Source organism: Streptomyces sp. NPDC020362 (genome assembly GCF_040642095.1).
Taxonomy (GTDB): Bacteria; Actinomycetota; Actinomycetes; order Streptomycetales; family Streptomycetaceae; genus Streptomyces.
Map to the genome: position 1 here is coordinate 1 of NZ_JBFAET010000231.1, position 12,761 is coordinate 12,761.

A 12,761-nucleotide genomic window follows, 5' to 3' on the forward strand; every position below is an offset into this window, starting at 1 on the left:
GACGTGCCGTCCGTGGCGGCCTTCTTGGCCGCCTCGGCCCGCTCGTCCGCGGCGGCCCGGATGGACCGCCAGGCGGACTCGGCGGCCTGTTGCTCCGCCTCTTTCTTGCTGCGGCCGGTGCCGGTGCCGTACGAGACGCCTCCGACGCGGGCGGCAGCAGTGAACGTCTTCTCGTGGTCGGGTCCGGTCTCCGTGACCAGGTACTCGGGCACGCCGAGCCCCTCGATCGCGGTGAGCTCCTGGAGACTGGTCTTCCAGTCCAGGCCGGCACCGAGGTTCGAGGACTTCTCGATCAGCGGGTCGAAGAGCCGGTGCACCAGCTCGGACGCCGCGTCGAGACCCCGATCGAGATAGACCGCGCCGATCACCGCTTCGAGGGTGTCGGCAAGAATGGACGCCTTGTCCCGGCCGCCCGTGCCCTCTTCACCACGGCCGAGCCGGATGAAGGCGCCCAGGTCGAGGCCACGTCCGACCTCCGCCAGCGCACGCGAGTTGACCACCGCGGCCCGCAGCTTGGCCAGCTGGCCTTCGGGCAGGTCGGGGTGGATGCGGTACAGCGTGTCCGTGACGACGAGGCCGAGCACGGAGTCCCCGAGGAACTCCAGCCGCTCGTTCGTCGGCAGACCGCCGTTCTCGTACGCGTAGGAACGGTGGGTCAGCGCGCGCACCAGAAGGGCGGACTCGAGCTGGTAGCCGAGCCGCCCTTCCAGAAGCGTGTGGGACGAGGCCTGGTTGTCCGCCTTCTTCTTGGCGGGTGCGTCCGCCTTGGCGTCTTCCGCCTTCTTGGGACTGGACACAGTGCCTCTCACCAGCCCGCTCAGACTTCGAGGACCTGGCGCTTGTTGTAGGTGCCGCAAGACGGGCACGCAATGTGCTGCTGCTTGGGCTCGTGGCAGCGCTCGCACGCAACCAGGGTGGGGACCGCAGCCTTCCACTGCGACCGGCGGTGGCGCGTGTTGCTGCGCGACATCTTCCGCTTCGGAACAGCCACGGCTACTTCTCCTGCTTCTCGTCGACGCCCGCTTCGGCGCCGCTCATCTCGTCCTTCTCGCCGGGTTCGAGCGAACCGGCGAGTCCCTGCAGTGCCGCCCAACGGATGTCGACGGCGTCGTGGTGGTGGTCCGGGTCGTCCGCGAGTCGCGCTCCGCACTCGGAGCACAGGCCCGGGCAGTCGTCCTGGCACACCGGCTGCATCGGCAGTGCGAGCACCACCGCATCGCGCAGCAGAGGTTCGAGGTCGAAGAGTCCGTCCTCGAGGAAGAACCTGTCCTCGTCGTCCTCGGCGTCGTCGCCCGGTTCCGCGATCACGCGGCCCCGGTCGTCGGCGTCAGGGTACGAGAACAGCTCCTGGAAGTCCGCTTCGAGCTCCAGCCCGACCGGCTCCAGACACCTTACGCACTCCCCCTCGGCCTGTGCACGGGCGGTGCCTGTGACGAGCACCCCTTCCATGACCGACTCGAGCCGGAGTTCGAGCTTCAACGGGGCGCCTTCCGGCACTCCGACGACTCCCTGGATACCGAGATCCGCGGGGGCGTCGATCTCGCGGGTCAGGCGCTGCAGCGCGCCAGGACGCCGACCCAGCTCATGCGTGTCGAACACGAGAGGGTTGCGGTGGTCGAGGCGGGCGTTGGAAGCCATTCCTGCTTTCGATCTTCGAACTCGAAGGGACACCGCCCGTCGGTGTTCCGGGCAGCGTTGATCGCGGACGTACGCGCGACCGAAGAGCCAGGATACTGGACCTTTCGCTCAGGGCCCAATCCGGTGCCGGCTACAGGCCGCGACCCTGCTCGTAGGCGCGCAGCTGCTCCGCGCTGATCATGCCGGTGTCGAAGAGGCTGGTCTCGTCGAGGGCGTAGCCCTGCTGGGGCTCTGCCTGCTGCTGGCCGGGCTGGGGCTCGTAGGCGGCCTGCTGGGGGTCATAGGCCTGGTAGGCGTACGGGTCGGCCTGCTGGTAGCCGTAGGGGTCCTGCTGGGCGTAGCCGGCCTGCTGCGGGAAGCCGGCGTACGGGTCGGGCTGCTGCTGGACGGGGGCGCCTCCCGCCGGGGCGTAGCCGGCGGCGGGGGAATAGGCCGGCTGCGGGTCGTACGACGGCTGCGGCGGCTGGGGCTGGGTCTGCTGCGGCTGCGCCGGGCGCTCGGCCGGGGCCTCCGCGAGGGCCGCGAGGTCGGCGAGGTAGTCGGCGTCGCTGGAGTGCTGGAAGGTCGTGGCGTCGTCGGCGAGGGCGCCGAGGTCGTCGGAGGCGATCCGGCCGTGCAGCTTCTGCCGGCCGCGGCCGACGGCCTCCAGGGTCTTGGCGAGCACCGCCTCGAAGGCGCCCAGCTTGGCGTCCACGTAGGCGTCGGCGTTGTGCCGCAGGGTCTCCGGGTCCTGGCTGCGCTCGGGGGCGTCCTCGTCCTCGTAGCCGTTCTCGTCCAGGCCGGGCCCGGTGCCGAGCAGCTTCTCCCGGCCGCGGCCGACCGAGCCGAGGGTCTTGGTGAGGACGACCTCGAAGTTGGCGAGCTTGGAGTCGACGTAGTCGTCGGCCTCGGCGCGGATCTCCTCGGCGTCGTTGCGGGCCTCGGCGACGATCCGGTCGGCCTCGGCCTGGGAGCGCCGGGCGATCTCGGTGTCGGAGATCAGCGAGCCGCGTTCGGCGTGCGCGTTCCCGATGATCCGCTCGGCCTCCTGGCGGGCCTGCTCGACCATCTGCTCACGGTCGCCGATCAGCTCCTGCGCCTGCGCGAGAGAGCCGGGCAGGGCCTGGCGCACCTCTTCGAGCATCGCGAGCAGCTCGGCGCGGTTGACCACGCACGAGGCCGACATGGGCATGGACCGGGCGCCGGAGACCGAGGAGACGATCTCGTCGAGCTTCTTCTGGACGTCCACCTGTGCTCGCCACTCTCTACAGCTGTGTTGGAGACGGACGGGACGACTGTAGCCCTTTCGGTCCTGGTGATCAGCGCCTGTGCTCAGTCCTTGCGCAGACGCTTGGTGAGGGCTTCCAGGACGGGCGCCGGGACCAGGTGGGAGACGTCGCCGCCCCAGGCCGCGACCTCCTTGACGAGCGAGGAGGACAGGAAGCTGTAGGTGGGGTTGGTCGGCACGAACAGCGTCTCGACTCCCGTGAGGCCGATGTTCATCTGGGCCATCTGGAGTTCGTAGTCGAAGTCGCTGACCGCGCGCAGGCCCTTGACGATGGCGGGGATGTCGCGCTGCTTGCAGAAGTCGACGAGGAGGCCGTGGAAGGCCTCGACCCGGACGTTGGCGTAGTCGGCGGTGACCTCGCGGATCAGCTCGATCCGCTCGTCGATCTCGAACAGGCCCTTCTTGGCCTTGTTGATCATCACCGCGACGTAGACCTCGTCGTACAGACGGGAGGCGCGGGCAATGATGTCGAGATGTCCGTTGGTGATCGGGTCGAACGACCCGGGACAGACGGCGCGGCGCACTTGAGATCCCTCGCTCTCCGGTCCGGTCATCGTGCGTCTTCGCACAAAGAGGCGGCGCGACCGTACCAAAACGTTCCCTCGCCGTAGCGACGGGACCGGAGGGCCGCGAAGCCGTCCGGCCAGTGGAATTCGCCGCCTCTGGTGCTGCGCTCCACGGTGACGAGGGCTTCCCCCGCGAGCCAGCCCTCCGTGCGGAGTGTGAGCAGAATCTCGCGAAGATCGTCGTCTCCGACGGCGTAGGGAGGGTCCAGGAAGACCAGGTCGTACGGCTCGGCCGGGGGCGCGGTTCTGATGATCTGTTCCGCTTTGCCCGATCTCACCTCGGCGCCGGGCAGGCCCAGGTTCTTCACGTTCTCCCGGACGATCCTCGCCGCGCGGGCGTCCGCCTCGACCAGGAGGGTGTGGCTCGCGCCCCGGGAGAGGGCCTCCAGTCCCACGGCTCCGGAGCCGGCGTAGAGGTCGAGGACCCTTTCGCCGTCCAGGGGGCCGCCGAGGAGGGACTGCCACGTGGAGAAGAGGCCCTCGCGTGCACGATCCGAAGTGGGCCGGGTTCCTGTGCCGGGCGGCACCGACAGGCGCCGTCCGCCTGCCCTGCCGGCGATCACGCGGGTCATGGGGGTCCTTCGTCGTGGGGTGGCTTTACGGGGTCAGTCTGGCAGGCCCCACGGGGTGGCCGCCCGGTCGCCGTCGGCGGATGCGGCATCGTCGTGGCCGGTCGCGCCCACGAGACCGAGCCGCATGTCGATACAGGCCCGCGCCCCCGGGGACTTGCCTCTAGCCCTTTTCCAGGTACTGCTCCCTCTCCTCGTCCACAAGGGCGTCCAGAGCCGTGCGCAGGCCCGGGAGGCCGGTCAGCTCCGGATCGGCGGCCACCACCGCCGCCGCCTCCTGTCTCGCCTCCGCGATGACCTCCTCGTCCTCGATGACCTCGAGGACGCGCAGGCTGGAGCGGGCGCCGGACTGGGCCTGGCCGAGGACGTCGCCCTCGCGGCGCTGTTCCAGGTCGATGCGGGAGAGTTCGAAGCCGTCGAGGGTGGAGGCGACGGCGTTCAGACGCTGGCGGGCGGCGCTCGCCTCGGGCATCTCGGTGACCAGGAGACAGAGGCCGGGGGCGGAGCCCCGGCCCACCCGGCCGCGGAGCTGGTGGAGCTGGGAGACGCCGAAGCGGTCGGCGTCCATGATCACCATGGCGGTGGCATTGGGGACGTTCACGCCGACCTCGATGACCGTGGTGGCCACCAGGACATCCGTCTCGCCGGCCGCGAAGCGGCGCATGACGGCGTCCTTGTCGTCGGGGTGCATCCTGCCGTGCAGGACCTCGACCCGCAGGCCCTGCAGCGGGCCGCCGCCCAGCTGGTCGGCCACGTCGAGGACGGCCAGCGGGGGGCGCTTCTCGGCCTCGTCCTCCGGGGACTTCTGGCTGCCGGACTTCTTCGGGTCGGCCGACTCGTCGATGTCGTCGCCGATGCGGGGACAGACCACGTACGCCTGGTGGCCGCCCGCCACCTCCTCGCGCACCCGCTCCCAGGCCCGGGCGAGGAAGTGGGGCTTGTCGGCGGCGGGGACGACATGGCTGGCGATCGGGGAGCGGCCGGCCGGGAGCTGGTCCAGCACCGAGGTCTCCAGGTCGCCGAAGACGGTCATGGCGACCGTCCGCGGGATGGGGGTCGCCGTCATGACCAGCAGGTGCGGAGGCTGCTTGCCCTTGCCGCGCAGGGCGTCGCGCTGCTCCACACCGAAGCGGTGCTGTTCGTCCACCACCACCAGCCCGAGGTCGTGGAACTGCACCTTGTCCTCGATCAGCGCGTGGGTGCCGATCACGATCCCCGCCTCACCGGTGGCGAGGTCCAGCAGGGCCTGGCGGCGGGCGGCCGCGCCCATCGAGCCGGTGATCAGCACCACCTTGGTGGCGTGCTCGGCGCCGCCCAGCATGCCGCCCTCGGCCAGCTCGCCCATCATCTCGGTGACCGAGCGGTGGTGCTGCTGGGCGAGGACCTCCGTGGGCGCGAGCATGGCGGCCTGGCCGCCCGCGTCGACCACGGTGAGCATGGCACGGAGGGCCACCATGGTCTTCCCCGACCCCACCTCCCCCTGGAGCAGCCGGTGCATGGGGTGCTCGGTGGCGAGGTCGTCGAAGATCTCCCGGGAGACCTTCTGCTGGCCCTCGGTGAGGGTGAAGGGCAGGCGGTCGTCGAAGGCCGCGAGGAGGCCGTCCGCCTTCGGTGTGCGCGCCACGGCCGGGAGTTGGCTGTCGGCGTACCGGCGGCGGGCCAGGGCGACCTGGAGGACGAAGGCCTCGTCCCACTTCAGGCGGGCGCGCGCATCGGCCACATCGGCCCTGGTGTGCGGGCGGTGGATCTTGAGGAGGGCCTCGGGGAGGGGGACCAGGCCGCGGCCCTCGCGCAGGGCGGGCGGCAGCGGGTCGAGGGCCTCCTGGGCGCTGGGCAGGACCGTCTGGACGGCCTTGCCGATCTTCCAGGACTCCAGCTTGGCGGTGGCCGGGTAGAGGGGGATCAGGGCCCCGGCCCAGGTCTCGACCGCCTCCTCGCTGTCGCCACGCAGCAACTCATAGGCGGGGTGGGCCAGTTGGAGACGGCGGTTGAAGACGGAGACCTTGCCTGCGAACATCGCGCGCGTGCCCGGAAGCAGCTCCTTGTGCGGCTTGTGCACGCCGTTGCCGAAGAACACCAGCTGGAGCCGGCCGCTGCCGTCCGTGATGGTGACCTCCAGCCGCTGGCCCTTGCCGCGCGGGGCCTTGGCGGAGGCGAAGGTGTGCAGGCGGGCGTCGGCGACCTGGGCGACCACCGTGACGTGCTCGTCCATGGGGAGGTCGGCGAGGTGCGTGAGCTGGCCGCGCTCCTCGTATCTGCGGGGGTAGTGGTGCAGGAGGTCACCGACGGTGTGCAGGCCGAGGTGCTCGGCCATCACCTTCGCGGTGGCGGGGCCGAGCACTGACTTCAGTGGTTGCTTCAGTGGTTCTTCCAGTGCGGGCACGAGATCCATTGCACACCACGCCACTGACAAAGCCGTAGACGCTGCCCTGGGGATTCGCCGCAGGCCGCACCCCCGGGGACGCCGGACGGCGTCCCGCGCATGCGCCGGACGCTGCCCCGCCGATTCCTCGAACTACCCGTTTACTTCTGGGAAAGCGCTGGTCAGGTGGCCCGTTCCGGCCCTAGGATGGCGCGCTCCGGCCATCCCCCGCGGTCACCGCCCCATCCGGGACCGCCCGACCCCGCGCCGAACGTCTGCTCCCCCCACCGGCGCTGCGACGATGGACTCCCAGACCTCACAGTCATCCCAGGCTTCCCAGTCACCCCACACGTTCCAGGTCGACCTGCGTGGTCTGGTGGACCTGCTCTCCCATCACCTCTACTCCAGCCCCAAGGTCTATCTGCGCGAGCTGCTGCAGAACGCCGTGGACGCCATCACCGCCCGGCGGACCGAGCAGCCCGGCGCCCCGGCCCGGGTGCGGCTGCATGCCGCGGACGGTGCCCTCAGGGTGGAGGACAGCGGCGTCGGGCTCACCGAGTCGGACGTGCACAGCCTGCTGGCGACCATCGGGCGCAGTTCCAAGCGGGCGGACGGCCTGCAGGAGGCCCGCTCGGACTTCCTCGGCCAGTTCGGGATCGGCCTGCTGGCCTGTTTCGTGGTCGCCGAGCGGATCCGCGTGGTCAGCCGCAGCGCCCGTACGCCGACCGCCCCGCCGGTCGAGTGGACGGCGAGCGACGACGGCTCGTACACGGTGCGCACGCTGCCCGACTCGGCGCGGCCCGAGCCGGGCACCACCGTGCACCTGACGGCGCGGGCCGGTGCCGCCGAGTGGCTGGCCGAGCCGCGGGTGCTCGCGCTCGCCCGGGACTTCGGTTCGCTGCTGCCGTACGACATCCGGGTCGGCGAGGAGGCGGTCACGGACCTCCCCGCGCCCTGGGACCGCTCCTGGCCGAGTCCCGCCGCGCGCAGGGTGGCGCTGGCCCGGCACTGCCACGAGCTGTTCGGCTTCACTCCGCTGGACTCGATCGACCTGGACGTGCCGCTGGCCGGGATCCGCGGGGTGGCGTACGTGCTGCCCGCAGCGGTCAGCCCCGCCCAGCGGGCCACACACCGCGTGCACCTCAAGGGCATGCTGCTGACCGAACGGGCCGAACAGCCGCTGCCCGACTGGGCGTTCTTCGTGCGCTGCGTCCTGGACACCGACAGCCTGCGCCCCACGGCCTCCCGCGAGTCGCTCTACGAGGACGAGACGCTCTCCGCCGTACGGGAGGCGCTCGGCGAAAGGATTCGGTCCTGGCTCACCGGGCTCGCGGCCGGAGATCCGGAGCGGCTGGCCGCGTTCCTCGCCGTGCACCATCTGGGGGTCAAGTCCCTCGCCCGGCACGACCGGGAGATGCTGCGCACGATGCTGCCGTGGCTGCCCTTCGAGACGACCGACGGACAGCTGTCCCTGGAGGAGTTCGCACAGCGGCACCCGGTGGTGCACTTCACGCGGACCGTCGAGGAGTACCGGCAGGTCGCGCCGATCGCCTCCGCCCAGGGCGTCGGCGTGGTCAACGGCGGTTACACGTACGACAGCGAGCTGGTCGAGGCGCTCCCGGCGGTGCGTTCGGGGACCGTGGTCGCCGAGCTGGACGCGGACACCGTGACCGCCCACCTGGACGCGGTGGACCCGGCCGAGGAGCTGGCGCTGTCCGGCTTCCTGGCGGCAGCGCGCGCGAAGCTCGACCCACTGGGCTGTGACGTCGTCCTGCGCGCCTTCCATCCGCTGTCCGTGCCCGCGCTGCACCTGGACGACCGGTCCGCCCGGCACGAGCAGGCGCGGGCGGAGGCCGAGGAGCAGGCCGACGACCTGTGGGCGGGCATCCTGGGCTCGCTGCGCGGCAGCGCCCCGCGCGCGCGGCTGGTGCTCAACCATCTCAACCCGCTGATCCGCAGGATCAGTTCCCTCGCGGACCCGGAGCTGATCGGCACCGCGACCGAGTCGCTGTACGGGCAGGCGCTGCTGATGGCACAGCGGCCGCTCAGGCCCGCCGACTCCGCGCTGCTGAACCGGGCGTTCATCGGCCTCCTGGAGTGGGCCACGCACAGGCAGGAGGGCCGCTGATGGGTGACATCGCGGACTTCGGCGCACTGCGCCGGGCGATGGCGGAGAACTCCGAGCAGCCGGAGGGCCCGGCCCGCAACGCGCGCGCGGAGCAGCTGCTCGCCGAGGCCGAGAAGCTGAACGTCCCGCTCGCCGTGATCGAGGCACTCGGGCACCAGCTGAAGGTCTACAACTACAGCTCCGAGAAGGACCGGATGTTCGTCCCGTTCGCGCGGCTGCTGCGCCTGTGGGACGAACATCCGCAGGACTTCGACGAGTACGAGGCGCACTCCCTGCACTGGGTCTTCAAGTGGGTGTCGGCGGGCATGCTGGACCAGCCGCACATCCCGCTCGCCTCGATCGAGAAGTGGCTCGCCGAGATGGAGCACCGCTACCGGCTCGCCGGACACTCCGAACGGGCCGTGCGCAGTGCCGAGTTCAGCGTCGCCGCACACACCGGGGATCTGGAGCGCGCGCAGCGGGCGTACACCGCCTGGCTGGCCGCGGACCGGGACCGGATGGCCGACTGCCACGCCTGCGAGCTGCACGGGCAGGGCGTGTGGCAGGTCAGGCGCGGCTCTGACGCGGAGGCGCTCCGGCTGTGGCGGCCGGTGCTGGAGGGCGAGTACAGCTGCGCCCACGAGCCGCACTCGGTGCTCGCCTCCTCGCTCACGCCGCTGCTGCGGCTGGGCCGCCCGGACGAGGCCCGCGCCCACCATCTGCGGGGCTTCCGCCTCGTCCGCTCCATGGAGAGCATGCGGGGCGCCTTCGCCGACCATGTGGAGTTCTGCGCGCTGACCGGGAACGAGGCGCGCGGTCTGGAACTGCTCGCCGAGCGGCCGGCGTACTTCACGGACACCGGGCACCCGCGCAGCCGGCTGGACTTCCTGGTCGTCGTGGCCCTGCTGATGGACCGGCTGACCGGGCTGGGGCTGGGCGAGCGGCAGGTACCGGGCCCTGCCGGACGGTCCTGGACCGCACACGAACTGGCCGCTCACGCGCGCGCTGAGGCCCTGGAGCTGGCCGGGCGGTTCGACACGCGCAACGGCACCCCGTACGTCGGCGACCGCGCCCGCGCGCGCATGGCGCAGCGTCCGCTGGTGGAGCGGCTGCCGCTGGGGGTGCGGACGGTGCGCTCCGCGCCGGCACCCGTGGCCGCGCCCCCGGCACCCCAGGTCCCCTCCCCGCCCGGCCTGTCCGCGCTGATCGCCGAGGCGCGCCGGCTGTCCGACACCCTGCAGCCGAACGCCCTGGAGGCGTGGGCGGCGGTGGCGCGGGCCGCCGAGGGCGTCGAACTGGACGCGCGCGACCGCGCGGAGATGACCGATCACGAGGCGATGGCCCGCGGCCCCGAGGGCATCCCCCTGTTCGAGCGGGCCGCCGAGCTGTACGCGGAGGCGGGCGACCCCGGCGAGGCGCTGGCGGCACGCGCGCGTGGCGCGTACATACGCGCGCTGACGGGCGAGGTGGACGCGGCGCTGACGACGGTCGCCGGCCTCTACGACGAGGCACTCGCGCTGTACGCCGAGGAGGCCACGGGTGTGCGGCAGACGGCGTCGGTGGTGATGAGCCGTGCGCGCATCCTGATGCGACGGGTACACGAGGCGGCGGATGCTCCGGGGGCCACGGAGGCAGCGGGCGTGCACGGGCCGGGTCCTGCGGCCGGCGGCTCGGCCGGCGGGCCTGCCCGGGGCCACCTCGCGGACGCCGAGCAGGCCGTGCGCGAGGTGCTGGCGCTCGTCGGCGGGCGGCCCGGGGACGACGTGCGGCTCGCGGCGCGGTCCGCCGAGGCGCGAGCGATGCTGTCCGAGCTGGCCGAGCAGACCGGCGCGGCCGGGCGGGCGGCGCGGCTGCTGCGGCGGGCCGCCGCCGAGTACGTGGCGGCCGGGCTGCCCTGGTTCGCTCTCGAGCACGAGGTGCGGGCCGCGGCGCTGGCCCATCAGCTCGGCGACACGGGCGAGGCCGAGCGGGCGCTGCGGGCCGCCCTGGAGCACGGCGGGCCGTACGTGGAGCCGATCGGGCGGGCCCAGCTGCATCTTCAGCTCGCCGAGGTGATCGGCGCCCGGCAGGAGCCCGGCGAAGCGGCGGAACACGCCCTGGAGGCCGCTCACTGGGCCGACGAGGCGGGCGAGAGCGCCACCCTGGGCGCCTGGGCCCGGCACCAGCTGGGCGGCTTCCTGCTGCGCCAGGGCCGGTACGCGGAGGCCGCCGAGGTGCTGGAGTCGGCGCTGCCCGACCTGACCGCCGAGACGCACGGCGACGAGGCCGTGGTCCAGGCGCGGTGGTGGCTCGGGGACTGCCTGAGCGAGCTGGGCGAGCACCGGGCGGCCGCCGAACGCCGGCTGCAGGCCGCCGAGATCGCCCGGCACTGGCCCGAGCAGCAGGATCACGCCACGCTCGCCCATCTCGCCGGAGAGTCCCTGAGCAGCGCCGGGCTGCTGGACGAGGCGGACCGGGCCTACGCGCGCGCGGGTGAGCTGTGGCGCTCGCTCGGCAACCCGCACTTCCTCGTCCGCTCGCTGCGCGCCCGCGCGTGGCTGGCGCTGCGCGGGGAGGCCGGGGCGGAGGGTGCGCGGGAAGCCATGGCGGACGCGGTGCGCGCGTGCGAGCGCGCACTGGAGACCGCCGGGGACCCGGTGGCCCGGGAGCAGCTCACCGCGGAACTCGGCAACACGCACCGGCAGTTCGGCGACCTGCTGGCACGCTCGGCGGCCGAGGAGGCCGAGGACGAGGCGATCCAGGCCGCGTTCGAGGACGCCCTGGTCCAGATGGACCGCTCGGCCGCGCTGTTCGGCTCGCTCGGCACGGACGGCCTGCACGAACGTACCGGCGCCGAACTGGCCGCGGGCTGGCTCGAGGCCGACCTCGGCCGCCCCGCCGAGGCAGCGGCACGCGCACGTGGCGTACTCGCGGCCTACGGGTCCACCGCCGAGCCGGACGAGACGACCGAGGCACGGCGGGCGGAGGCGACCCAGATGCTCCAGCTCGCCGAGGCCGAGCAGTGAGCGGCGGACGCCCGCTCACTCCACGCCGATGAGCAGCAGCGCACCCTGGTGGCCGCCTCGGTACACCACCGTGTCCACAGCGAGATAGGACTCCCGGACGCGTGCCTCCAGGTGGTCGGCGACACCCAGGGGTGCCTCGTCGCCGACGACGAGGGTGACCAGCTCGCCGCCGGCCTGGAGCATGCGGTCCAGGACGGTCTCGGCGGTGGCGGTGACGTCCGCCCCGATCACCGCCACGTCGCCGTCGATCAGGCCGAGGACGTCCCCGGCCTGGCAGATGCCGGCCGTCGTCCAGAACTGGTGCTCGGCCACGAGGACCTCGGCGTAGCGGGTGGCGCCCGCCGCCGAGGTCATCTGGACGACGTCCTCGTCGAAGCGGCGCTGCGGCTCGTGCACGGCGAGCGCGGCGATGCCCTGCACCGCGGAGCGGGTCGGGATCAGGGCCACGCGGATGCCCTCGGTGCGGGCCTGCTCGGCGGCCGCCGCGGCCGTGTGGCGCAGTTCGGCGTCGTTGGGCAGCAGCACCACCTCGCGCGCGTGGGCCCGTCGTACGGCCTGCACCAGCTCCCCGCTGGCGAGCGGCTCCCCGGAGCGCGCGAGGACAGCGGTCGCGCCGGCCTCGGTGTACAGCCCCGCCAGGCCCTCCCCGGGCACGACGGCGACGACGGCCCGCTGGGCGCGCTCGCGCGGGGGGCGCTCGCCGCCGGTGTGCACGTCGCCGAGCCCGAAGTGCGTGATCCGGATCCGGTAGGGGCGCCCGGCCTCGACGCCCGCCTCCACCGCGGCACCCGCGTCGTCGACGTGCACATGGACGTTCCACAGCCCGTCGCCGCCGACCACGACGAGGGAGTCCCCGAGGGGGTCGAGCCGCTCCCGCAGCCGGGCCACGGCCTCGTCGCCGGCTTCCAGGAGATAGATCACCTCGTAGGCGGGCCCGCCGGCCCCGGCACCCTCCGTGCACAGCTCCCCCTCGCTCCCGGCGTGCCCCCCCCCCGGGGCCCCCCGCGGGGCGGCCGCCACCACCCCCCCCCGCCCCCCCCCACCACCCCCAACAACAAACAACCACAAAAAAAAAAACCCCAAACACAAAGAGGACACCCGAGCCCACCAACACAACACCAACCCCCCGCCGCCCCGCCCCGCCCCCCCCCCGCCGCGCGCGGGCCCGCGGACGCGTTACCCTCCCTCTACACCCGGGCGCCCCCCCCCCCGCCCGCCCCGCGCCCCCGCGGCGCCCCGTCCGGCGG

Annotated in this window: 9 protein-coding genes and 1 pseudogene; 2 read left to right on the top strand and 8 right to left on the bottom strand. The window is 72.9% G+C overall.

The window, feature by feature from the left end:
* The 7 genes from rnc to recG all read right to left on the bottom strand — a co-directional run.
* The coding region (rnc, locus tag AB0H32_RS41805; RefSeq protein ID WP_361132767.1) for a ribonuclease III at window positions 1–809 on the bottom strand (809 nt) is incomplete at its 3' end.
* A gap of 8 nt (window positions 810–817) precedes the next feature.
* Window positions 818–991: a 50S ribosomal protein L32 gene (gene rpmF, locus AB0H32_RS41810; protein ID WP_003951102.1), complete on the bottom strand. Its 174-nt coding sequence runs from the start codon at window positions 989–991 to the stop codon at window positions 818–820.
* Window positions 992–993: 2 nt separating this feature from the next.
* Complete coding sequence (locus tag AB0H32_RS41815) at window positions 994–1,638, bottom strand: DUF177 domain-containing protein (protein ID WP_361132770.1); 645 nt, start codon at window positions 1,636–1,638, stop codon at window positions 994–996.
* A gap of 130 nt (window positions 1,639–1,768) precedes the next feature.
* Window positions 1,769–2,866: a cell division initiation protein gene (locus AB0H32_RS41820; RefSeq protein WP_361132773.1), complete on the bottom strand. Its 1,098-nt coding sequence runs from the start codon at window positions 2,864–2,866 to the stop codon at window positions 1,769–1,771.
* An 83-nt stretch (window positions 2,867–2,949) separates the two neighbouring features.
* Window positions 2,950–3,429, bottom strand: a complete 480-nt coding sequence (coaD, locus tag AB0H32_RS41825; protein WP_361132785.1) for a pantetheine-phosphate adenylyltransferase — start codon at window positions 3,427–3,429, stop codon at window positions 2,950–2,952.
* Window positions 3,430–3,455: 26 nt separating this feature from the next.
* Window positions 3,456–4,043: a 16S rRNA (guanine(966)-N(2))-methyltransferase RsmD gene (gene rsmD, locus AB0H32_RS41830; protein WP_361132775.1), complete on the bottom strand. Its 588-nt coding sequence runs from the start codon at window positions 4,041–4,043 to the stop codon at window positions 3,456–3,458.
* A 160-nt stretch (window positions 4,044–4,203) separates the two neighbouring features.
* Window positions 4,204–6,432 (bottom strand): ATP-dependent DNA helicase RecG, encoded by a 2,229-nt coding sequence (recG, locus tag AB0H32_RS41835; protein ID WP_361132778.1) that lies wholly within the window; start codon window positions 6,430–6,432, stop codon window positions 4,204–4,206.
* Between the two features lie 271 nt (window positions 6,433–6,703).
* Between recG and AB0H32_RS41840 the strand changes: the two genes are divergently transcribed.
* Window positions 6,704–8,530, top strand: a complete 1,827-nt coding sequence (locus AB0H32_RS41840) for an HSP90 family protein (RefSeq protein WP_361132780.1) — start codon at window positions 6,704–6,706, stop codon at window positions 8,528–8,530.
* Window positions 8,530–11,514: a tetratricopeptide repeat protein gene (locus tag AB0H32_RS41845; protein ID WP_361132783.1), complete on the top strand. Its 2,985-nt coding sequence runs from the start codon at window positions 8,530–8,532 to the stop codon at window positions 11,512–11,514. The genes AB0H32_RS41840 and AB0H32_RS41845 overlap by 1 nt, the downstream gene beginning before the upstream one ends.
* 15 nt (window positions 11,515–11,529) lie before the next feature.
* On the opposite strand, the pseudogene AB0H32_RS41850 reads toward AB0H32_RS41845, so the two are convergent.
* A pseudogene (locus AB0H32_RS41850) lies at window positions 11,530–12,453 on the bottom strand (dihydroxyacetone kinase); the annotation flags it as partial.
* Window positions 12,454–12,761 lie beyond the last annotated feature (308 nt).